The 25,033-nt window shown below is 55.1% G+C and carries 10 protein-coding genes; 6 read left to right on the top strand and 4 right to left on the bottom strand.

What is annotated here, in order from left to right:
• Nucleotides 1–113: 113 nt before the first annotated feature.
• The 4 genes from VO84_RS17575 (at nucleotide 114) to VO84_RS17560 (ending at nucleotide 10,234) form a co-directional block, all read left to right on the top strand.
• On the top strand, nucleotides 114–4,499 hold the full coding sequence (locus VO84_RS17575) for an alpha-mannosidase (protein ID WP_082662126.1): 4,386 nt from the start codon (nucleotides 114–116) through the stop codon (nucleotides 4,497–4,499).
• Nucleotides 4,500–4,577: 78 nt separating this feature from the next.
• Nucleotides 4,578–6,899: a GH92 family glycosyl hydrolase gene (locus VO84_RS17570; protein ID WP_082662125.1), complete on the top strand. Its 2,322-nt coding sequence runs from the start codon at nucleotides 4,578–4,580 to the stop codon at nucleotides 6,897–6,899.
• 18 nt (nucleotides 6,900–6,917) lie between these two features.
• Nucleotides 6,918–8,024, top strand: a complete 1,107-nt coding sequence (locus tag VO84_RS17565; RefSeq protein ID WP_058189043.1) for a glycoside hydrolase family 76 protein — start codon at nucleotides 6,918–6,920, stop codon at nucleotides 8,022–8,024.
• A gap of 125 nt (nucleotides 8,025–8,149) precedes the next feature.
• A complete protein-coding gene (locus VO84_RS17560; protein ID WP_058189042.1) occupies nucleotides 8,150–10,234 on the top strand; it encodes a glutaminase family protein in 2,085 nt (694 codons plus the stop codon).
• A 69-nt stretch (nucleotides 10,235–10,303) separates the two neighbouring features.
• On the opposite strand, the gene VO84_RS17555 is transcribed toward VO84_RS17560, so the two are convergent.
• Nucleotides 10,304–11,455 (bottom strand): lactate/malate family dehydrogenase, encoded by a 1,152-nt coding sequence (locus VO84_RS17555; RefSeq protein WP_082662124.1) that lies wholly within the window; start codon nucleotides 11,453–11,455, stop codon nucleotides 10,304–10,306.
• Between the two features lie 254 nt (nucleotides 11,456–11,709).
• On the opposite strand from VO84_RS17555, the gene VO84_RS17550 reads away from it, so the two are divergent.
• Nucleotides 11,710–14,472: a GH36-type glycosyl hydrolase domain-containing protein gene (locus tag VO84_RS17550; protein ID WP_197414096.1), complete on the top strand. Its 2,763-nt coding sequence runs from the start codon at nucleotides 11,710–11,712 to the stop codon at nucleotides 14,470–14,472.
• A gap of 68 nt (nucleotides 14,473–14,540) precedes the next feature.
• Here the strand turns inward: VO84_RS17550 and VO84_RS17545 are convergent, their stop codons facing one another.
• A complete protein-coding gene (locus VO84_RS17545; protein WP_058189040.1) occupies nucleotides 14,541–17,285 on the bottom strand; it encodes a GH116 family glycosyl-hydrolase in 2,745 nt (914 codons plus the stop codon).
• Between the two features lie 202 nt (nucleotides 17,286–17,487).
• Nucleotides 17,488–20,799 (bottom strand): vitamin B12-dependent ribonucleotide reductase, encoded by a 3,312-nt coding sequence (locus VO84_RS17540; RefSeq protein WP_058189039.1) that lies wholly within the window; start codon nucleotides 20,797–20,799, stop codon nucleotides 17,488–17,490.
• Between the two features lie 633 nt (nucleotides 20,800–21,432).
• On the opposite strand from VO84_RS17540, the gene VO84_RS17535 reads away from it, so the two are divergent.
• Nucleotides 21,433–22,101 carry a GNAT family N-acetyltransferase gene (locus tag VO84_RS17535; RefSeq protein ID WP_058189038.1) on the top strand — a complete coding sequence of 223 codons (669 nt, stop codon included), beginning with the start codon at nucleotides 21,433–21,435 and terminating at the stop codon, nucleotides 22,099–22,101.
• Between the two features lie 45 nt (nucleotides 22,102–22,146).
• Here VO84_RS17535 and VO84_RS17530 read toward each other — a convergent pair whose 3' ends face one another.
• Complete coding sequence (locus tag VO84_RS17530; protein ID WP_082662122.1) at nucleotides 22,147–24,618, bottom strand: sodium-translocating pyrophosphatase; 2,472 nt, start codon at nucleotides 24,616–24,618, stop codon at nucleotides 22,147–22,149.
• Between the last annotated feature and the right edge of the window lie 415 nt (nucleotides 24,619–25,033).

The following is a 25,033-nucleotide window of genomic DNA, read 5'->3' as shown; positions in this document are numbered from 1 at the left end:
CTGGTTTTTCTTTTAACCCTCTTTCGAGCAATCATCTTTAAGACAGGTCCGTCTCCTAATTCTGGCGCGTGATCGTTCGGGCCTTCATTACTGAAATCTTTTTTGGAGCTGCAATGGGAAAATTTCGTTTTGCTTTGCTTGCCGTTTCACTTGGTGCCACCGCTCTACCTTGGATGGCGTATGCACAAACACAGAACAAGCCCGATCTCAGCAAGGATCCTACGCTCTACGTAGTCGGCTATGCGCACCTTGATACCGAATGGCGTTGGGAATATCCGCAGGTGATTGACGAGTACATCCGCGGCACAATGGAAAAGAACTTCAAGCTCTTTGAAAAATATCCCCATTACATCTTCAACTTCAGCGGCGCCAATCGTTACCGCTTTATGAAGGAGTATTTCCCAGCAGACTTTGCAGAAGTCAAGAAATACGTCGATCAAGGACGCTGGTTCCCCGCCGGATCTTCTATGGAAGAAGGCGATGTGAACGCGCCAAGCGCGGAAGCCATCATCCGGCAGATCCTCTACGGCAATGAGTGGTTCCGCAAAGAATTCGGCAAGGCAAGCATGGAGTACATGCTGCCGGACTGCTTTGGCTTCCCAGCCTCATTACCCACCATTCTTGCCCACTCTGGCGTCAAAGGATTCTCAACGCAAAAGCTTTCCTGGGGATCATCTGCGCCAGGCGGCGGCCACGAATCGTTGGAACGGACTCCAGAAGGAACGCCCTTTAACGTCGGCGTCTGGGTCGGCCCGGATGGAGAAACCGTGCTCGCCGGAGTGAATCCTGGCTCCTATAGCGGCGGCATTGACACTGACCTCAGCCAGCCTCTGCCTGCAGAACAGGCGAATGCCGCTTCTGCTGACTTGCAGAAAAAAATCAGCGCGCTGCAGCAGAAGCTCCAGCAAGGCAGGCGTGATAATCAGCTCCCCGATGCGAAGGATATAGAAGAATTCATGGCCTTGCGCACGGAGCAGAATGCTTTAGCCAAGGAGCAGGTGGACCGCGATCTAAGCAGACATCAGGGCGATTGGGCCGCGCGTGTACAGCTTAACGGCAAGGTCACTGGCCTCTTCACTGACTATCACTACTATGGCACTGGCGACATCGGCGGAGCGCCTGATGAAGAATCGATTAAACGTCTTGAAGCCATAGTCACGAAGGGCTCCGTTGATATGCCTCCGGCAAATGGCTTTAGGTTCCGTGGTGGACCGAACGAATCCTGGCCGCAAGTACAGGTAGGCAATGGCCCCGTGCATGTCGTTTCCGTCCCAGCCGACCAGATGTTTCTCGACATCACGCCTGAGCAGGCTGCAGCTCTGCCTCGTTACACCGGCGAAATGGAACTGACGAATCACTCCGCCGGCTCACTCACCTCGCAGGCCTATCAAAAGCGTTGGATTCGGCAGGAAGAACTTCTTGCCGATGCGGCTGAGAAGTCTTCCGTCGCAGCAGAATGGCTCGGCGGACGCACCTATCCAATTGAGCGTCTCAATAACGCATGGACGCTCGCCATGGGCGCACACTTTCACGATCTCGCCGCCGGCACTGCAACTCCCCGCTCTTATGAGTTCGCATGGAACGACGACGTGATCGCCATGAACCAATTTGCCGGCGTGCTTAAAAGCGGCACAGAAGCAGTCGCCAGCGCACTCGACACACAGACACGCGGAGTTCCGCTGGTCGTATTCAATCCGCTGAACATCGCCCGGCAAGACGTAACTGAAGCTGAAGTTCACTTCCCCGGAGGATTGCCAAAGCAAGTGCATGTCATCGCACCAGGCGGCAAGGAACTTCCCGCGCAGATCGCGGACGGCAAGATCCTGTTTGTTGCAGATGTGCCCTCAGTGGCATACACGGTCTATGACGTACAGCCAGGCGCTGCACAAAGCACTTCTACACTGCGCGTTGCCGATAACGAACTTGAAAACGATTATTACCGTGTCCGCCTGAACGCCGATGGCGATGTTGCCAGCATCTTCGACAAACAACTAAACCGCGAGTTACTCTCTGCACCTGCACGTCTTGCGCTCTCCTATGACAATCCTCAGCAATGGCCCGCATGGAACATGGACTGGGATCAGGAGCAGGCCGCGCCAAGAGAATATGTGCATGGCCCTGCAAAAATCCGCGTCGTCGAGAATGGTCCCGTGCGTGTGGCCATTGAAGTCATACGCGAAACCGCCGGCTCACGCTTTGTGCAAACCATTCGCTTGTCAGCAGGGGATGCGGGCAAACGCGTGGAGTTCGCGAACGTAATCGACTGGAACTCACGCGAGGTCAACCTCAAGGCCACATTCCCCCTCACTGCGCACAATAATCTAGCCACTTATAACTGGGACATCGGAACCATTGAGCGCCCATCTGCTGTACCCAACAAGTTTGAAGTACCCTCGCACCAGTGGATCGATCAGATCGACATGAGCGGTAACTTTGGCGTGACGATTCTCACCGATAGCAAGAACGGCTCTGACAAGCCGAACGACGACACGCTCCGCCTCACTCTGTTGCGTACGCCCGGCGTCTCCGGCGGCTATGCCGATCAAGCCACGCAGGATATCGGCCATCACGAGTTCGTGTACGGCATTGCCGGCCATGCAGGCTCTTGGCGCGATGCTCAGACGGACTGGCAGGGACAACGCCTGAATACGCCGCTGATTCCCTTCCAAACTACAAAGCACTCCGGCGCGCTTGGCAATACCTTCTCGCTACTCAAGGTCAGCAACCCGCGCATTCGCGTGTTGGCTCTCAAGAAAACCGAACAGGGAGATGAAATCATTGTGCGACTCGTCGAGCTTGACGGCAAGGCGCAGAACAACGTTCAGGTTTCCTTTGCCTCTCCGATCACCTCAGCGCGGGAAGTCAATGGCCAGGAGCAGCCTGTTGCCTCTGCGACGACCACAGACGGCGCACTTGTAACCTCCTTCGGCGCATATCAACCACGTACCTTCGCCGTTCGTCTCGCACCGGCAAGTGCAAAGGCAAACAAAATTGAATCCGTGCCCGTTCCACTGTCCTACGATGTTGCCGCAGCCAGCAACGATGGCGAACGCACCACGGCAGGCTTTGATGGCAAGGGCAATGCACTGCCTGCGGAGATGCTGCCCGCGCACATGAGCTTCAACGGAATCGAATTCCAACTCGCGCAAGCCAAAACAGGCATCCCTAACGCAATTGTGGCGCATGGCCAAACCATCGCACTCCCTGCTGGCCAGTTCAACCGTGTATATCTGCTGGCCGCATCCACAGACGGAGATCAAAAAGCCACCTTCGACACCGGCAGCAAAAAGACCGAGCTCAACATCGAAGACTGGGGCGGATTCGTTGGCCAGTGGGATGACCGGATCTGGAGCTCGAAGGATACCGCGCATGGCAGTTATGGCCAGATGGTCGGCCTCAAGCCCGGCTTCATCAAGCGCGCAGACCTGGCCTGGTACGCAAGCCATCACCATAACCAGGCGGGTGAGAATGTTGCTTACGCATACTCTTATCTATTTGCCTACGCACTGGATCTTGAACCCGGCGCCACGAAACTCAAGCTGCCTAACAACAGCAACGTGCGTATCCTCGCCATCTCGGTGGCCAGGGAAAACCCTGAAGCTACGCCCGCACACCCGCTCTATGATGTTTTGCCTTCAACAAATGCCGGACCAGCAGACTTCTCACTCTCCACTGCGGCGCAAAAGATTTCCGTCTCGCAGGGAAAGACTGTTAGCACCGGCATCGTCATCATCCCCCGTGGCGATCTGAGTTCTCCCGTACATATCGAAGCCTCCGGCCTGCCTGCTGGCGTCAAAGTAGCATTCTCTCCTGCAACCTCAACAGGATCTGCTGCTGCAGCCTTCACGGCAGACCGGCCAGCCGCACCCGGGACAACGCAGATCACCATTACAGCCACAGCGGGCAATGTCGTTCACACCACAACCGCCACGCTCGACATTACACCGGTTCTTACCGGAACAATGCCTGTCGACCTCTCATCTGCCTACAACCTCACTGGGATCTATAAGGACGGCTCGAAGTTCTCTGACTCCGCCAGCATCGACAACGATGCTGCCTCCCTATCAGCAGAACAAGCAGGAAATGAAGAAATCGGCGCTGGAGTGGTATTCAAGCTAGGGCCGCCAAACCATCCCAACGCAATCAGCAGCAAAACCATTGAACTGCCTACAGGAAAATTTCAAAGCGTTCGTCTACTGGCTGTAGGCCTCAACGGCAATCAGCAGAGGCAGAGCTTCATCGTCAACTACTCTGACGGCACATCATCCTCATTCACGCAATCGCTCAGCGACTGGTCCGACCCCGGTAATGCAAGGGGCGAATCTGTTGCTTCTGAAATGCAATATCGGGTCATGGGAGACGGCAGTAAGGACGGGAATCCGTTCTACACACACGCCTACTCCTTCACGCTCGATTCAACCAAAACCATCAAAAGCATCAGCCTCCCTGCAAATCGTGACGTGGTAATTCTTGCCGTCACACTCGTTCCTGCCGCGTAAGCGTCAGGATTTAATGCAGCCAAGGCAGGCAGTGATTGTTCATCTGCCTGCCTTCTTTTTTCATCAGAGGATGAATTGATGATTGCGGCAAACAAACTGTCGAAGCAGGTTGGCCCATTGCTTTTCTTGGCGCTCATTTTCATTGCGCTTGCGCACACGCAAAGCACGGCGAGAACGGATAAATCGCCCCTCGCTTACGCCAACGGCCTTGTCGGTACTGCACCTCTGGACGATCAGAAGTTAATCGGCAACGCCCCACCTCCAGGCGAGCAGCTATACTCCGGTTTCACATCGCCCGGGGCACGACTGCCGCACAGTTCCACGGAGCTTGCGCCCATCAATGCCAACCTCGACCTCAGTTATCCCGCCGGCGTCCGCGCATCGTACTTCTATTCCAACCGCACTATCTATGGCTTCTCCAGCGGAGCCGGCAACAGCCCAACCGTTATGCCGGTCGTGGGCGACTGGACTGTGCCTCCTGAACGCAGCGGCTCCGTCTACGACAAGAAACAGGAAAGGGCTTCGCCCGGTTACTACAGCGTCTATCTCGAGGACTACCGTACACGAGTCGAACTCACTGCTACCACCTGGACCGGTATCTTCCGTTTTACTTTTCCGCAGACAGAAAAAGCCAATATCCTTCTCGATCTCGGCTTCTCCAGCGGCGACGTTGAAGTCGTCAATGACCACACCGTACGTGGCAAATCTCCCAACGGCAAATCCTGCTTCATCGCCGAGTTTTCGAAACCATTTCAATCCTTCGGCGTCTTCAAGCAAGTCCCATCGCGCAACCGAGATCCTCTGATTGGATTTAGCGATGTTGAGCCCGCAAATCGCGCAATCACCGGCCCATTCGCCGGAGCCTACCTGCATTATGCAACCACTGCAGGCGAACAAGTCCTCGTGAAAGTTGCCAGCGGCGTCAGCTTTGAGGCCGCCGAAGCGCGACTCCACAACGAGGATCCCAACTGGGATTTCGATGCCATTAAGCGTGAGGCTGAAAACGCATGGACATCCAAGCTGAATCAAGTCGAGGTGAAGGGAGGCACAGAAAAGCAGCGCATGCTCTTTTACTCCTGCCTCTATCACTCCTTCGCGAGTCCACGCCTGATTGCAAAAAAAGGGGAACAATTTACTGGTCTTGATCGCGAGCTTCACACAGCAGAGTACGACCGCTACGACACTGTTCCCTTCTGGGATACCGGCCGCAACCAGATCGTACTGCTGACGTTACTCGAGCCCAACACTAAGGTAGATATCCTCCGCTCGCAACTCGACCGCGCGCGCGAGTCCGGTCACATGGCCACTTCCTTTCACGGCGACAATGCCATCTTCATGTACCTCGGCGATTGGAAGCGCGGACTCAACTTCGACTGGGCCTCAGCATATGAGTATCTGCGGAAAAACGCGATGGACCCCAAAGGCCCACGCGGCCATCTAGCCGAATACATGCAGCGCGGCTGGATCTCCGATTTCATTCCCAAGGACAATCCCAGTCCCCCGTACGCCGACGGCAAAGCTGGTGCAGCCACCACGCTCGAGTACAGTTGGGATGACTACGCACTCGCGCAATACGCTCTCAAGCTCGGCAAACAAGATGACTACAAGATGTTTTTGAAGAGAGCGCACAACTACAAGAACGTCTTCGATCCGTCCATCGGCTTCATACGCGGGAAAACTGAAGACGGTCAATGGATTTCCCCCTTCGATCCACGCGAGCCCTACTACAACTTCATGATGAAGGAAGCCTCGGGCTGGTCAACACTCTGGCTCGTGCCGCACGACGTGCGCGGGCTCATCAATCTCCTCGGAGGTAGGGATAAGTTCGACGCCAAGCTCGACGAATTCTTCTCAACGCCCTACACCGCAAAAGGAATTTGCCGCGACTGCACTGGCGTCATCGGCCAATATGTTCAGGGCAATCAACCCGATCAGCAAGCCGCGTATTACTACGACTGGGGTGGCCAGCCATGGAAAACTCAGAAGCTAGTACGCCAGATTCTAGAGCAGATGTATGGCAGCGACCGTACCGGATACGCATTTCCCGGCATGGACGACCAGGGCTCAACCTCGTCCTGGTACGCCATGAGCGCGTTGGGCTTTTATCCTGTCGATCCTTCAAGTTCCGCATACATCCTTGGCAGTCCCATCTTTGATCAGGCGGCCATTCACCTCGGCAGCGGAAAAACCTTCACCATAATCGCCCATAACAATTCCACAAAGAACATGTACATCCAGTCAGCCACTCTCAACGGCCATCCGTGGAACAGAGCGTGGTTTGATCACTCAGATATTGCTGCCGGTGGCGAGCTCGTGCTTACGATGGGTCCGCTGCCCAACAAGAACTGGGCAAGTAGTCCCGCTTCCGCGCCCCCGTCTATGTCTGACAACGAACAATAGCGCAGTCAGGAGAGCAACGTGCCATCAGTTCAGAAGTTGAAATGGATTTTCTACTGCGTTCTCTTCGCAACATCATTCCGTTCGGCGGACACGCAGGGAGCCGCTGCGGCAAATGAAACTGTTTCTTATCACCAGCGAGCCGCACTCGGTATCAAGCGCCTTCAGGCATGGTACGACCCGGCCACCGGGCTCTATAAAACCACTGGCTGGTGGAACTCCGCCAACGCCATTACAACGCTCGCTGATTACACACAGGTGACCGGCGACAAACAATACGCAGACGTATTTCCCACGACTCTATCTGCGGCTCAGCATAAGTCTGCCGGCTTCCTGAACGACTATTACGACGATGAAGGCTGGTGGGCACTCGCCTGGATTGACGTTTACGACATCACCCGCGATCCGCGTTACCTGCACATGTCCGCATCCATCTTTGAAGACATGGCCAAAGGCTGGGATACAAACTGCTCCGGTGGGATCTGGTGGAGCAAAGAGAGAAAGTACAAAAATGCAATCTCCAACGAGCTTTTTCTGTCGGTCGCTGCGCATCTACTCACGCGCGAGAAAAATAAAAAGCTGCAAGCCCACTATCTTGATTGGGCCAATCGCGAGTGGGAGTGGTTTTCACACACCGGCATGATCAATTCAGACCATCTCATCAATGACGGCCTCGACGCGCAGTGTGCCAACAATCACAGAACTACATGGAGTTATAACCAGGGAGTTATCCTTGGAGGTCTATCTGAGCTGTACACGCGCACACATGATTCATCTCTCCTAGCTCAGGCCAGCTCCATAGTTGCGGCAACACTTACAAGCCCCATCTTGGTCGACGCGCACGGCATTCTCCATGATCCCTGCGAGCCCAACTGCGGCGGCGACGGCACGCAGTTCAAAGGCATCTTCGCACGCAATCTCGCCTTGCTGTATCACGTATCTCCATCGCCGCGATACAAGACCTTTCTTCTCACAAACGCTGAAAGCATCTGGGCTGGCATGAAGCCGCCTGATTACGGCATAGGCGTCACCTGGACGGCTCCTTACGGAACCATCGACGCCAGCACGCAAAGCTCAGGCGACGACGCGCTTATTGCGGCCGCCTCAGTATCTGGCATAACAAAGTAGTATCGTAATTGCTCAATTTTGCAATCGCTCGGTAAAAGAATATCTGGATCTAAATCTTGCAGTGTATTTGTCTCCCGAGCGAGCTGCGAGCATTCTCAAATGTGATCTATTTCAAGGGAGTTTCGATGAAAACCACCGTGCGATTTTTGACTTTTGTAGCAATATTTTGCCTGGGAGTTTGCGCCGCGTCGTCACAACAGAGGCCCCCTGCTACCCCGCTCATCGTGCATGATCCCTATTTCAGCATCTGGTCGAAAACTGATCAGCTAACCGGATCAGATACATCACATTGGACAGGCGCTCCGCAACCTATCGCAGGCATTGCACGCATTGACGGAAAAGCATTCCGCTTTATGGGGCGTCAACCCGAGTCTGTGCCAGCAATGGAGCAAACTGCCAGGTCCGTTTCGCCAACGCATACTCGCTATCAGTTTCGTCAGAATGGCATAACGCTCGAGCTAACGTTCTTTACGCCCGCAATGATGAATGATCTGGATGTTCTCTCGCGCCCCGTAACCTACCTTACCTGGAGCGTACAAGCAACAGATCAGCTGTCTCATCGGGTCTCGATTCTTCTCGACGTAGACCCCATAATTGCAGTCAATGACAGGGCTCAGAACGTCGTATTGCTCCGCAGCCAGACGTCACAACTCAATGTCCTCTCAGTGGGCTCTCGCGATCAGAACATTCTCAATCGTTCCGGCGACAATCTCCGCATCGACTGGGGTTACTTTCATCTCGCGATCCCTAAAAGCGAGAATTCAACAACCGCAATTGCGTCAGACAGTTTGCAAAGCTTTGCAGAGACCGGGAATTTGCCCACGAGCGATTCGATGAGCATGCCTCGGCCCGCAGACAGAGCCACTTCACACCTTGCGGCTAGCCTCGATTTCGGCACCATTGGTTCGCAGCCTGTTGTGCGACATCTCCTGGTCTCTTACACAGAAGACTATGCAATCCAATATCTGCAGCGAAATCTGAGGCCTTACTGGCAACGCGACAATATGCCGGTTGAGCAAATGCTCGATATGGCTGCTGAACAGTACTCTGCTCTGGAGCAACGCGCCACTGCATTCGATACTGAGCTGACAGCCGACTTAACCAAAATCGGAGGAGAACATTATGCTGCCATCGCAGTCCTGTCATATCGTCAAACGCTCGCTGCCCATAAGCTCGTGGCTGATGTAAACGGCGACCCAATGCTCTTTGCAAAGGAGAATTTCTCGAACGGCTGCATTGCTACGGTCGATGTGCTCTACCCCTCCGCCCCATTTTTCCTCTTTTTACAGCCAAAGCTGCTCGAGGCTCAGCTCATTCCTGTTCTCGAATATTCTGCGCTAGCGCGTTGGCGATTTCCATTCGCTCCGCACGATCTCGGCCAGTATCCTCTCGCTAATGGACAGGTATACGGAGGCGGAGAAAAAACAGAAGACGATCAGATGCCGGTCGAGGAGAGCGGCAACATGCTCATCCTTATTGACGCTTTGGCGCGTGCCGAAGGAAACGCAAATCTCGCTCAGCGCTTTTGGCCTCAATTATCGAGTTGGGCCCAATATCTAAAAGAGAAGGGCCTTGACCCTGAGAATCAACTAACCACCGATGACTTTGCCGGACACGTTGCCCATAACGCCAATCTCTCCATCAAAGCCATCGAGGCACTGGCCGCATATGGAGATCTTGCACATCTTCTAGGCCATGAAGACATCGCGAAAGACTATAGCCGTACGGCAAGGGCCATGGCGGAAAAGTGGGTCCCAATGGCGCGCGAAGGTGACCATTACAAGCTGGCCTTCAACAGCCCCGGCACCTGGAGTCAGAAATACAATCTGGTTTGGGATCAGATTCTCAGCTACAACCTGTTCCCGAAATCTGTTCGCGAAGCCGAACTCTCGTTTTATCTCGGAAAGATCAACACCTATGGTCTTCCGCTCGACAATCGCGCCGACTACACAAAGCTTGACTGGTCCGTCTGGACTGCGACACTTGCATCCAACTCGGAGCAATTCAATGCCATCATTGATCCCATCTATCGATGGACAAATGAAACACCGAACCACGTTCCGTTGACCGATTGGTATGACACAAAAACAGGCAAGCAGGTTGGCTTCCAGGCTCGCAGTGTAGTGGGTGGCGTTTTTATCAAAGCCTTATCGGATAAGCAGCTAACCACGAAATGGAACAGCTTGAACCTCATTCCGGGCATCAAGTAACGAACTTATAGAAAGCATCCTGGAACGAGCGACAACGTTGGGCAACGCGCTCTTAGAAATTGGCCATGCTTATGCCATGCAGAGGTTTGCAGATTCGTCAAAGATGCTTTCCGTGGGAATGGTCGAAATAGCATTCATAGGGCTTGCCTCTGCCATTTGAAGTAGAGACAAGTCCGAGTGAGTCGAACGAGTCTCAGTGACATATTTCTCAATCGAAGAAACCGCCCGTGAAATGCTTGATCTTTCCTCGGCCGTAAGCGAATCAAGCTGTCTAACTCGCCAGCCATCGCTGTCTACATTGATAGGCACGCCGCAAACGCCGTGAATGCCGGCAAACTCTCCCGCGAGTAAAACTTGCCCATGAAGCTGTTGTTGCTTTTTGGAGAGCAACGCGGTCAGAAAGCGAAGAGTGGCATTTGCCGTTGCATTCGGCGTCGAATGTATCGTGCTCCAAGTGATGAATGGTTGCACGAAAATGCGTGCATCGGGCAATTCCTTCCTTGTAGCCTCATAGGCTTCGTTGACGAGTCCATTCTGGAGAAGATCAAGCACGTCAGTCTTCAAGTCCGCTACTCTTTGAGCGAGCGAAGTTGCTTTGCTTTGAATTCGCATAGCCTCAAGACGCGCCAGAAGACATTCGTCATTCGTACTTAACTCAACACTACTCCAAAGAGGAACCATCGCCTGGCCGTGTTCGCCCAGGACAGAAGCGGATATGTCGTGTCTGCTTATACCAAGGTCGCGCGCTATTGCTCGCGAAAAACGAAGAGAATCTTGCTCTGCTCCCATCCCAATGACACGCTTGCGCCCCAGCTTCTCGGAGAAAATGCGCACCGCAAGCTCAACCGGATTACTGACGATAATGAAGAAGGAATCAGGAACCCGCTTCGAACAGGTTTCTGCGATCGATTCATGCATGTCACGATTGGCTCTTCCCCAGTCGCGGCGGTCGGTATTCTTTGAAGCTACGCCGGCACAAACAATAACGATGTCCCCATCCACGTCGTCAATATTTGCAACAACCTCGATGTTGATACCTTGATCGTCAAATGCATCCAGGAGGTCAACACGCATGCTCAACAACTTGCTCGAACTGGAGCCAGCTCCCCGTGCCACAAGTTGAAGCCGGTCGCCCTGCTGCAACAATCCGCTACGAAGGATATGCGTCGCCAGTGTGCTGCCAACAGCGCCAGATGCCCCGATGATTGAGATGCTTGACATATCAGCGATCCTTTCAGATCCATGAGAACTGTGCAGGTGAGGTCCGCTGCACAACTAGAGAGTATAAAAATGAGGTTGAAATCAACATAGAGGACGCTACACATTTATGCGTGTGGTTCCACATACCTTGCTTATGATGGAGTGTCTCGGATATCCCGGAAAATGCTATACGAAGGAATGATTCCCGCATACAATCGGGTGGCATAATTCATCAATGTAAAGGTAGACCGATGGAATCGACACGAAGAGAATTTTTGCGCGGATCTCTGGGGTTGGCTGTCGCTGGCAAGATAGATAGATCTGACGTTTGGCCCATCGAGTTGCCTGCGCCGCCCGATGTGCTCGCAAAGTATGGTTCGGGCAACTTCGGCGTATGGACGGAAGACGAGTTCGGCCTGCCTGCCTTTCGCTACACTGCGAACCAGACAACAGATCCGCGTGCAGTGACAGATGTGCGACCAGGCGCATTAAGTTCCACGGAGCATATTCATCAGGTTGGGAACGATCGCATCATTGCTATCGCGTCGAACTACGGCCACATACGCGTCCGTCAGGATGAAGGATCTCCAAAGTTCCTGAATGATTTCGATCCCGAAATGAGCCAGTTTGGAGGTGGCCTGGGATATCTCACGGACGGCGAAGAGTTGCTGAGCACTTACTACGACGGCAGTAGCACTGGCTTCGAACGTATCTTTGGAATCGGATATTACCGCAAAAAGATTGCGAGCAGGAGCTATGCAGTCGACCAGGTAATTCATGCACCATTTGGGGATGATCCGGTCCTGATCTCGCAAGCCACCGTAAGTAATCATAAAAACACTCCCGTGACGTTGCGATGGGTTGAGTACTGGGGATGCCAGCCTTATCAATTTTCCTTTCGATCGGCACTTGAGGGCACCTATGGAAAACGCTCGCAGACCGACTGGCGGCGAGATATGGGGCGCCGGTTCAATCATCACGTAACGCGCATCGCCAGCGGTAAGGGACTGCTCGACACGAAGAACTTTCTTGGTCGTGCTGCGGATGAGGAGGCCGCTTGGGAACAGACGAAAGCCGCGTTGAAAGCCAATCCGAATGGGTTTTATACGCCCGTCGGCGATCTCAAGTCAGGTACTGAGTTTGAAAGCCTTGAGATACCGCAGACATTTCTGGTCTCGCTGGATGGTGCCGCGAGCGGGCTCAGTTCCGGCGCCGCTTCTTTCTTTGGCACAGGCGGCGCGGCCAATCCCACTGGCTTAAAGCAGCCTTTCAGCGAAATGCTTGAAGACATCGGCCCACATGCCGGCTTATTGATCGAGCGCACGTTGCATCTACGAGCAGGCGAGTCGCTCACGCTCAGCTTTCTTTACGGGTATCTACCGCAGGGCTTTTCACTGGACGCGTTAATCAGCAAATATAAGCGATCCACAGAATCAGTGTTGCGCAGCTCGAGCGAACAGTGGAAGCGAACCGGAATGCGGTTTGATGTACCCGCAGAGCCCTGGATCAAGCGCGAGGCAACATGGAATCACTATTACCTGAGAAGCAGCCAGACTTACGATGACTTTTTCGAAGAACACATTCTGAATCAAAACGGATTCTATCAATACACCATGGGGTTTCAGGGCGCGCCGCGAGATCCTTTGCAGCACTGTCTGCCGTTCCTTTTCAGTAATCCGGAGATAGTGAAGAGCATCCTGCGCTACACACTGAAAGAGGTACGCGATGACGGGTCTCTACCGTACGCCATTGTGGGCCACGGTGTAATCGCGCCGATGCAGTCAGACAAGGCGAGCGATCTTCCCCTGTGGCTGCTGTGGACCGCAAGCGAGTACGTGCTGGCAACGCGTGATCTGGATTTTCTGAACGAGCGAATTCCAATGCGATTTTCAGCTACTTCGGGACGCACTGCACTGGTGAGCGAACTGCTTGAAAACTGCTATCGCCATCAAGTAAAGGACGTGGGTGTGGGCAAGCACGGCGTGATGCGCATGCTGGTCGATGACTGGAACGACGGTCTGATTTATACATGGGCCAGTTCCGCAATGAAAGAATGCATGGAAGAAAGCGAGAGCGTGCTGAACTCAGCAATGGCAGGATGGGTCTTCGATGAATACGCGCGCTTGCTGGACTATGCACAAAAAAACTCAGAACTGGCGCAAGAGGCGCGTAAGAGTGCGGACCAACACCGCGAAGCAACACGAGCGCAATGGAATGGAAAATGGTTTCGGCGTGCGTGGCTTGGGCCCACCCTGGGTTGGTTAGGCGAATCGACATTATGGATCGAGCCGCAGCCCTGGGCAATTTTGTCTGGAGCAACAACAGAGGCGCAAAGCCGCGATCTCGTGCGAAACATAAACGAACTGCTGCGGCATAGGCCGTTAGGAGCCGCGCAGATGAGTGATGGACCAGATATGCGTTCAAAGGGCGGCGACAATGTCGGCACGCTGGAATTGGGAGCGATCTGGCCGTCATTGAATCAGACGCTTGTATGGGCGCTGGCAGGCATCGATCCAGCAATGGCGTGGGAGGAATGGAAGAGGAACACGCTGGCATGCCATGCGGAAAGCTATCGGGATATCTGGTATGGGGTGTGGAGCGGAAACGACTCTTGGAATTCTCCGCTGAACAAGCATCCGGGGCGCGCAGCAGATGACCAGTACTTCCGCGGCACGGATTTTCCTGTTCTGAATGTCCATGCTCATGCCTGTTCGTTATACTCAGCAAGCAAGCTTCTCGGCATGGAATTTACAGGGGCAGGAATGAAGCTGAGCTTGAAATTGCCCGTAGATTCATATCGTTTCGATTCGCCGCTGGCGGGTGTGGTCAAGACAAATGGACGATATGAGGGATGGTACAAGCCTTCACGTTCCGGCACATGGAAGCTGGAGATTGTCTTACCTGAGGAAGCAGCCAAAGCGGTGTCATCGGCTGAGGTGAATGGCAAGCGATCACCAATCCAAAGACAGGCAGATGACTCGATTATCCTGAGCGATTCAAGCACGCCGGATAAACCTCTCCGCTGGGCCTTGTATTGATCAGCCACCAGTATGAACTTCGATCGCCGGCGACAACAACTCACGGCTTCAAACCTACATGCCGGCACTCATGCATGAACCTCAATCTCAAGCTTGTCTCCAGCTTTGAGCTGAAGAGGCTCTTGAAGATTGACTACGATTGTGGAGTTTCCACTCTCCACAGAGTTAGCCAGAATTGTTTCTCCGCGACGTACCGTGGCACTATGACCTGCAGCGGTGATTTCACAGGACCGGCATTGCAGAGTGCCCGTGACAATAGATAAAGAGAAGTGGGCACTCGTCTTTGAACTGCGGTAAGAGAACGTGCCCCAACCTGTCCCAGTGGCCCAGAAACAGTCGAAGTGATCGTGCGGGATGCGAGGCACGGCGACGACTGCAGACTTCACGCCGTCATAGCCAAAGCCGCTAAGCGTAATGAACGGGCTCCATGCAGCCATTGCACGCGCATAGTGATGCCCATACTCGGCTTCATCCCATGGACTACGTCCTTCTCCGTCGTAGCGCAGTCGCGTGTTGCGAACGACCTCGACACCTTCGCGCACCATTCCCCACGAGATCATGAGCGAAGCGAGGGTATATTCAAGCCCTGTCCAGGATTCGCTGAAATATGGGAAGGGGATGCGCGGACGCTCGGTCTTCGCATAATCGCAGATCACGATGGCGGCTTCATCATTGAGCGCGTAGGTGCGTGCCACGTTGTCATGATGTGCCAGACTGCGGCGGCCGTTGTATTTATAAATTGAAGCGAGAGTCTTGCGAATCTTGTCCGGTGAAACCAGTGGTCCCATGTGGCCAACATCTGCCAGATATTGGCCAACGAGCTGATCGACAAGGCAGCCTTCGCCTACCTGGAACTCCGGCGTCTCAGAATTCTCCGTACCCATGCCTCCGCGCAGACTCGGCGCAATCTCCGCGCTGCGAAAGCCACGAATTTTCTGCACGTAATACTCGCCGTTAAAGAGGTTGGAGTCAATCCAGCCACGGCCCTGGTCAAAGAGGCTTTGATACTGGCGGGAACTGGCACTATCGCCGACAGCATCCGCCATCTGCGCACAGGCACGCAGTGCGGCCAGGTAATAGATGCCGCACATCGGATTCGGCCCATAGAACTCGACATCGTAGGTGTTGTGCTGCACACCCTCAAGCACGCCATCGCGATTGCTGTCCCATCCACCTGTAACCCATGCAAACTCGATTGCTTTCTTGATTCGTGGCCAGAATGCGCGAAGCCACTCCATGTCACCGGAGAGCTTCCAGTCGAGCCATGCATGAACAATCTGGCCCATCTGGCCATCGGCTGCCGCGGTATTAAAGCGTGCCTTGCCATCGGGAAGCATCTGGCGGAAATGCATGGCGCCAGCTTCATCCATGGAATATCCGAATGCGCTGCGACGCAGAGATCGTGCGAAGCTGGGAAAAAAGAATGCGGTAGTTGTTTCGTAATTCCACACGTGAGTGCAGTTGCCAAAACCTAAGCCCGCTTTGTCGCCGCTTCCTTCAAAGCCGTGAAACTCCCCATCCGCTGTGCGAAAACACGTGTTTGTGGCCAGCGTGGAGAGATTCGCGCTCGCGGCTTCTTTGATCTCTGCAGGCAGCGTGCTGGCTTTGAATGCACTCGCAAAGGCCTTGGTGCGTGATTCGAGGCTTTCCCAGTGTTCAGCGGCATAGGAAACGGCCTCCCACGCATTGGCAAAGCGCGTTGCGTAGTAATTGCCAATGACGGTCTTGCCCTCGCCTTTAGGTGCCGCCCAATCGCACCACTGCGGTGTGCGATTAGGAAAATGCCAACCGAGAAGAAATCGAAAATCAACGGAGTGGCCTGGAGCAAGCGTGGCCTGCAGGCAAAGTGCTCCCACTGCGCTGTGTGGCTCAGGCTGAGTCCCAAGCCGTCCTTCCTTACTGAACTGGTCCCAGAAGAGCAGCGGTCCATTCCACCATTTTCCCTGTGGCCAGCCGTTCCAATGAGAGACCTCGACATTCGCGTCAGACAGAGCGCTAAGAGCGAAGCTGCCATGCATTGGGTCATCGGCTGCAAGCGCAGGATTGCTCATATAGAGCCCTGCAATATTTTTCCCCGTGCGATATTCGTTCGGTCGCGTTTGGGTCGTTATGGAGTGATTGTCTCCAGTCGCGGCGGCCTGGACGGGATTTTCAATCGAAAAGGCGATGCTGGCCTTGACCGTCTTACTGCCTGGATTGGTCACACGATAGTGGAGCATCGCCACAGGCAGGCCGGAATCATCCGGATCATGCGGGATAAACGGAGAAAATGCGTCAAGTTGCACCTGAACCGGTAGAGAGCTGTCATGAAAGTCGATGTGCGCAAGCGGATAAGCGCCAAGAAAGGTAGCCGATTCGAGACGGCTCATGCCTGGCACATTATCTGAGCCCAGCCCTTCATATCCTTGATAGGGAGGCTGAATCCGAGATTCAAGCACCCGCGTCACAGGAGCGCTTCCAGCCGCCTGTGCCCAGATTGAGGGGAAAGCATACTGAGGCCGATAGCCCTTGTTGGGGCGATTAAAAATCTCCCAATCGCACAGTTGTCCTCGACCGCCAAGGCTGATGCTGCCCGCAGCGACACCGCCAAGCGGGAAGGCAATCATCCGCAGCTGCCGCCCTTCAAAGCGGCGAGGAAATCCCTCTTCGCCTTGTTTAGCCCGGTCAACTCCAGCATGCTCCGGTTGTGCGCCAGGCTCACGCTGTTGCGCCTCTGCCGTGGCAGACCACTGGCTGGCCTGCGTTGCTGCTCCAAGCGCCCCGGCAGCCTGCTTCAGAAAGTCCCTGCGACCCGTCTTGAAACTCTCGCCCATGATGATGTCATCCCTCAGTCATGCCACTTTATGTCAATCTCGCATCAATTCTGACGCGTCACTGAAGGATAATCGAAACGTTACGATAAATCATAGCCCAGCTAGAAATTCTTCTGAGCAAAAGAAAAGGGCGGTGTCATCAGTGACACCGCCCTTAAGCATCTTTTGCACAGAAATCATGCTCGGCTACGAACTTTCTGCATTAACTGCAGCCGCTCGTAGACCCGCACTCCATGCACCGGTAGCAGCTTCCGTTGCGAACCATAATCGCTCCGCATGTTCCGCAGCTCGGCGCATCGCCCATCTGGTACATGTCCTTCATGCCTTGCGTTGCCTGGTAGAGTCCCCGGTCGGTCAACGGCGGTAGTTCTGACTGGGCCGTGGGACCAACCTGAACCTCCGGCGCAATTCCGCCCGCAGGCGCTGATGTTGAGCCCATGCCTGACACGCCTACTTGGTGCAGTTTGCGAGCTACCTCCTCGACCAGCCGGGAAAGCTGATCCGCAGGCATGGCAGCGGCTTGCTCCGGCTCACGATCAGCCAGAATCGTGGGCGGCGCTGCAGGCAACTGTGCCGGCTGCGGAGCAAGTCCCGCAAATAGCGTGAGCTGAGTGCCTGACAGGAACCGCAAGCTCAGCCAGCGGAAGATGTAGTCCATCAGGCTCTTCGCATAGCCAATCTGCTCGTTCCCCGTCCAGCCGGAAGGCTCAAAGCGCGTGTGCGCAAACTTCTCGCAGAGCACGCGCAGCGGTACACCATGCTGCAGCGCAAGCGAGATAGCCGTCGCAAACGAATCCATCAAGCCACTGACCGTAGAGCCTTCCTTTGCCATGCGAATGAATATCTCGCCCGGCTCTCCAGTCGGATAGAGTCCGACGGTGATGTAGCCCTCATGCCCGGCAATCGAAAACTTGTGCGTCACCGAAGCCCGTTCCTCTGGCAGCCGATGCCGTACAGCCTTCGGCGGAGCATTCAGATCCTGCGCAGGCGCAGCAGGCACCACCGGCGTTGCTGCAACCGTCGGAACCGCCGCCTTGGCAATCTCTTCAAGAGACCTTTCAAACGAAGCCCCTGCAGCCGCAATATGCTTGGCCGAAACCTCGATCTTCTCGCTCGCCTTGCCGTCCAGCGCCTTCAGGTCAGCCTCTACTGGAGCCTGACCTGCAGCAATGCTAGTCAACACGCGCGCGCCCACCACATCCAGCGCCGAGGGCTCCGTCTTCGTGTCCATGCTTACGTTCAGCGGCTGCGTACCCTTCGAGCCGTCGCGGTAAATAGCAACAGCCTTGATGCCCTGCCGCCAGCTCTCCGCATACGCCTCCGCCACATCGTCAATCGTGGCCTCCGTAGGCAGATTCACCGTCTTTGAAATCGCCCCTGAAAGAAACGGCTGCGTCGCCGCCATCATCTTGATGTGGCCCATGTAGTGAATCGATCGCGTGCCCTTGGACGGCTTGAAGCTGCAATCAAACACCGCCAGATGCTCCGGTTTGATTCCCGGCGCGCCTTCAATGGTGCCCGTCGCGTCAATGTAGCTCACAATCGCGTTCACCTGATCGTTGTTGTAGCCCAGCTTAAAGAGCGCGGACGGGACCGTGTTATTCACGATCTTGATCATGCCACCGCCCACCAGCTTCTTGTACTTCACCAGCGCCAGATCCGGCTCAACGCCCGTCGTGTCGCAATCCATCATGAAGCCAATGGTTCCCGTCGGAGCCAGCACCGTCACCTGCGAGTTGCGATAGCCATACTTCTCGCCTAGCGCTAGAGCCATGTCCCAGCTCTCGCGGCTCGCCTCAATCAGCGCATCGAGTTGCGGAGCCACGAAAGGCTCACTGCTCGTCTTACTTTTGCCAATCTTGTTCACCTCCGCACGATGCATCCGAATCACGTCCAGGAACGGCTCGCGGTTCACGTAAAAGCCGGGGCACGCACCGCCCTGCCGCTCAATGCTCGCCGTCAGCGGCGTCGCCGAACCAAGCTCCGGGCAAGCCCCCGCAATTACCGCAGACTGCAGATAGGCCTGTCCGCACATGATCGCCGTAAGCGCTCCAGCCAGATCCCGGCCCGCATCTGAGTCATACGGCAGACCAAGAGCCATCAGCAGCGCGCCAAGGTTCGCATAGCCCAGACCCAGCGGCCGGTAATCATGCGAGTTCTTGGAGATCGACTCCGTCGGATAACCGGAGTTATCCACCAGAATCTCCATCGCCGTAATCACCACTGCAATCGCATGCCGATACGCCGCAATGTCAAACTGCCCGCCCGCATTCACAAACTTCATCAGGTTAAAGCTCGCCAGATTGCAGGCCGAGTTATCCAGGAACATGTACTCCGAGCAGGGATTCGACGCATTGATCCGCGCTGTGTTCTTGCTCGTGTGCCATTTGTTGATTGTCGTGTCGAACTGCATGCCCGGATCGCCGCACAGCCACGTAGCCTCGGCAATCTTGTGCATGATCTCGCGCGCCTTGTAATTCTTCAGCGGCGTGCGCTCTTTCACTGTCTTAGTCGAGAACTCACCGTCATTCTCATAAGCACGCATAAACTCGTCGTTCACGCGCACAGAGTTGTTCGCATTCTGGAAGAAGATTGAGGAATACGCCTCGGAGTCCGGCCCTGAACCGTCATAACCTGCACGAATCAGCGCAAAGGCCTTCGCCTCTTCCTTCGCCTTGCAGTCAATAAAGTCCACAATGTCCGGATGGTCCACGTTCAGGATCACCATCTTGGCCGCGCGCCGCGTCTTGCCGCCGGACTTGATCACGCCAGCAAAAGCATCAAAGCCGCGCATAAAGCTCAGCGGCCCTGAGGCCTGCCCGCCGCCCGAAAGCAGTTCATTCGATCCGCGAATCGGCGAAAGGTTCGTCCCCGTGCCCGATCCCCACTTGAAAAGCATGCCCTCGGTCTTCGCCAGCGTCAGAATCGCATCCAGCGAATCCTCCACCGCATTGATAAAGCAAGCCGAGCATTGCGGATTCTTATACCCGGTCGGCTCAAACTTTACGCAGCCCGTCGCAGCATCCCAGTGCCAGCTCGCGCCGTCCGCCTGGGGCTCCAGCCGGTCGCAGCCCACGTTGAACCACACCGGCGAGTTGAACGCCACCTTCTGCGTCACCAGCATGTGCGCCAGCTCGTCGTAAAAAATCCCCGCATCCTCTGCCGTGGCAAAGTAGCCGCCCTTCAGGCCCCAGTCGCGGATCGTCTCTGCCACACGTTGCACAAGCACGCGCACGCCACTCTCGCGCTCCGGCGTGTCCATCTGGCCGTGCAGGTACTTTGAGGCCACAATGTTTGTCGCCGTCATCGACCAGTCAATCGGCACTTCCACGTCTTTTTGCTCAAAGATCGAGTTGCCCTTGCTGTCGGTAATCGACGCGGTGCGCTTCTCCCACTGCACCTCGTCATACGGGGAAACACCTGCCGTGGAGAAACGGCGGGAAAAAGTCAGCCGGGCTGGACCGGAGGCAGCTCCTTGCGTCGTTGCCGGAGCGTGAACGTGGGCCTCATGCATGGTGGAACTCTCCTTGGGGGATTCGTCAAACCTGGGTAGTCGAATTTGGGTAAAACAAAGAAAAATCTGCCTGTCTCCGGCAGCTCAGGGCCCCAGAGTATTAGATGTTTCAGCTCTCACAACGGACGAAAACGGACGTGCAATCGGAGTGCAGAATAAAAATCATTTGCGGTCTGCCGGCGATCCCTTCAGCCGGTCTTTCGTTAAAGCAGTTTTACAGCCGCAGATGAAAAAGTACCCCTCTCCATAGGCCAAGTCAAGCCCATGCCACAATATCTTGCGTAACCTTGGTGATCTGAGGAACCAAAACCCAAAACATTCGGCTTCAGCCTGTGGAAAGCGAGGGCCTATTTGCCTGGAGCGGATTTAGAGCAGGTTTCGGCATCCAAAATGCCCTTTTGACAGCCTAACTAGCAGTGGAAAACTGGTCTCCGCGTCACTTCGGAGCGCCATATGTGAACGCGCGATGAATCAGAGCCTAAGGCCAATGCCATGTGGGAAACAAGGCGGAAAACCGGTACATTTTATCCGCCTCCCTGTGCATCCTGTGGACATCCGGTGCCCCAATTCCCTTCCGGTTCTGACCCAATCCGGGAACGGTTGGCTCACACATCCCGCTGTTAGGCTTGAAAAATGCACGATCCACACCTTCTCCACTGGAAGCCCGCCCTCTATCCCCAGCCCGTTACCCTCCCGGGCCGCACCGTCACCCTGGAGCCGCTCGACGCCGAAAAGCACACCTCCGCCCTCTGGCAAGCCATCCACGGCCACGACGAGGTCTGGGCCTACCTGGCAGACGGTCCCTACGCCAATGAGACAGAACTACGGAGCGCGCTTGCAGAAAAACAGTCTGGCGCAAGTGCCCGGTTCTTTGCTCTCATAACCAAAGCAGACGGCCGTGCAAAGGGCTACGCTAGTTATATGCGCATCGAGCCCGCCCACGGCGTCATCGAAGTCGGCAATATCCTGCTCTCGCCCTCGCTTCAGCGCACCACCGCCGCCACAGAAGCCATGTACCTCATGGCCCGTCACATCTTTGAAGACCTCGGCTACCGCCGCTACGAGTGGAAATGCAACGCACTCAACGAACCCAGCCGCCGCGCCGCCCTGCGCCTCGGCTTCACCTTTGAAGGCATCTTCCGCCAGCACATGGTCATCAAGGGCAAGAACCGTGACACCGCCTGGTTCTCCATGCTCGACAACGAATGGCCTGCCCGCAAGCAAACCTTTGAAGCATGGCTCGATCCCGCCAACTTCGACTCCGAAGGCCGCCAGCTTCGCAGCCTCCAATCCTTCCAATAAAAAACGCCCCCGCCAAAACGGGAGCGTTTTTCTACTCACTACTCTCTACCTCTTTGCATCAATCCTCATCCCATAGAACGATTTCCAAACAAAGAACACCGACACCAGGAAGAACAACACTGCCAGCATGTGCGTGAGCAGCGGCTTGTCCGCACTGAGCGTTACCGCAAGCTCCACTGCCAGCAATCCGAACAACGTCGTGAACTTGATAATCGGGTTCATTGCCACGGACGAAGTGTCTTTGAACGGATCGCCAACGGTATCCCCGATCACGGTTGCGTCATGCAGAGGTGTCCCTTTCTGTTTCAGGTCAACCTCTACTACCTTCTTCGCGTTATCCCATGCGCCGCCGGCATTCGCCATAAAGATCGCCTGGTACAAACCGAAGATTGCAAGCGAGAACAGGTAGCCGACAAACAAAAACGGCTCCATGAATGCGAACGCGAGCGTAGCGAAGAAGACAGCGAGAAAGATGTTGAACATTCCCTTCTGCGCGTACTTCGTACAGATTTCCACCACCTTCTTGCTGTCCGCGACCGATGCCTTTTCGACGCCTTCAAGTTTGATATTCGCCTTGATGAACTCGACCGCTCGATAAGCGCCGGTAGTGACAGCCTGCGTGGAAGCGCCCGTGAACCAGTAAATGATTGCACCGCCGGATATCAACCCGAGCATGAAGGGTGCGTGCAACAGAGAAAGGTTCTGGACGCTGTGAGTCAGTCCACCTGTCAGCGCCATGATGATTGAAAATGTCATCGTGGTCGCACCCACTACGGCTGTGCCGATCAGCACCGGCTTTGCCGTAGCCTTGAATGTATTACCCGCACCGTCATTGGCCTCAAGCCAGTGTTTTGCGGCTTCAAAGTTCACATTGAACCCGAAATCCTTCTTCAATTCGGCCTCAATACCGGGCACATTTTCAATCAGCGACAGCTCGTAAACGGACTGAGCATTATCCGTCACAGGCCCGTAGGAATCGACCGCAATCGTGACCGGCCCCATGCCCAGGAAGCCAAACGCGACCAGTCCAAACGCAAAGACCGCAGGAGCCAGCATCAGCGCCATCATCGAAGGCCCCGTGCTGAAGTAATAGCCCATCCCCATCAGCGCCACCATGCTGAGGCCCAGCCAGTAGGCCGAAAAATTCCCGGCCACAAATCCCGACAGAATCCCCAGCGACGCTCCGCCTTCCTGCGCCGACGTGACAACCTCTTGCACATGGGCCGATTTGGTCGAAGTAAAGACCTTCACCAGCTCAGGAATGATCGCGCCCGCCAGAGTGCCGCAGGAAATGATCGAAGCCAGTTTCCACCAGAGCGTTCCATCCCCCAGAGTCTGAATCATCAGGTACGAAACGATGTAGGTCAGCGCGATGGAGAGGACGGATGTAATCCACACCAGCGAGGTCAGTGGCACCTCAAAGTCCATATCATCGGCGTTCGCGTATCTCGCGTGAGCAATTGCGGCATTGAGGAAGTACGCGACCGCGCTCGAAAGCAGCATGGCCACGCGCATCACAAAGATCCACACCAGCAGTTGCGCCTGCGTCGTAGGATCCTTCACCGCCAGCAGAATGAACGTAATCAAAGCCACGCCCGTCACGCCGTAGGTCTCAAAACCATCCGCGCTAGGCCCCACGGAATCACCCGCATTGTCGCCCGTGCAGTCCGCAATCACGCCCGGATTGCGCGCATCGTCTTCCTTGATCTTGAAGACAATCTTCATCAGATCGGCGCCAATATCGGCAATCTTGGTAAAGATGCCGCCGGCAATACGCAACGCCGCCGCGCCCAGTGACTCTCCTATCGCAAAGCCAATGAAGCACGCTCCCGCGTAGTCTCGCGGAATGAACAAAAGGATGAACAGCATGATCAGCAGTTCAACTGAGATCAGCGCCATCCCGATGCTCATGCCGGCCTTCAAAGGAATCGCATAAGCCGGATACGGCTTGCCGCGCAGCGCCGCAAATGCCGTCCGCGAATTCGCAAATGTGTTCACGCGAATCCCAAACCACGCCACCCCATAGCTGCCCGCAATGCCCACCAGGCTGAACCCGAGAATGATCGGCAGGGTAACTGCAATCGATTTCCCCGGGACCGGAGCCAGCCAGCCAAAGTACAGAGCAATAATGACTGCGATGAAAACCCAGAGCAGAACAATGAACTTGCCCTGCGTCACCAGATACGTCTTGCAGGTCTCATAGATCAGTTCGGAAATTTCGCGCATCGTGCGATGCACCGGAAGGTTTTTGAGCTGCGTATAGATCACCAGGCCGAACAGCAGTCCGCCCGCGCAGAACAACAGCCCAATCATCAGCAGGGTATGGCCGTTCATGCCGAAAAAACTTACGCTCGACAAATCCGGCAGCACCAGGTTGGCCTCGCCTCCGCCCCCATGTTCACCCTGTGCGGAAGCAAGTGAGGGAACTAGCAGGCCAAGGCAGGCCGCAACGATCCTGTACCGGTGTGTCAGTAACGCACCCGTGCGGCCTTGGATTGTTCCCACGGTCCGCCGCATGGCTTTCCCTTCGGTGGTACAGCTCCTCCAATGCCGCGCAAAGAACGCGGCTACCATCAGCGGTAGTATGCTAACTCCAACAAAAAAATAGACCCAACCCTGTGCTATCACTGGTCCTCCCGGATTCCGATTTATGCATGAAGCCGTTAAGAAATATTCAAATCCGTAAAAATAGCGACCTCGAAAAAGCCGGGGGAAAAGTCACGGGAAATGTAACATTCATATTCGGCGCTGTCGAGTGACGGTTATCACCGGCGCCTGACTGCCAAATCAGGCCCCAACTCACCCGGCTCTGCGCCGTTGGGATAATAAACAGAAAACAGGCATCCGGCAGCCGGATGCCTGTTCGATTCCTATGGCAATTTCAAAGCTCGCAGTACAAAACTGTGATGCAGTCTTTCACCTGCGCAATGCT

Origin of the sequence: Occallatibacter gabretensis (assembly GCF_001449115.1) — a bacterium.
GTDB lineage: Bacteria > Acidobacteriota > Terriglobia > Terriglobales > Acidobacteriaceae > Telmatobacter > Telmatobacter gabretensis.
The sequence above is the reverse complement of the archived record's forward strand: the minus strand, read 5'-3'. Positions and strand labels throughout refer to the sequence as shown.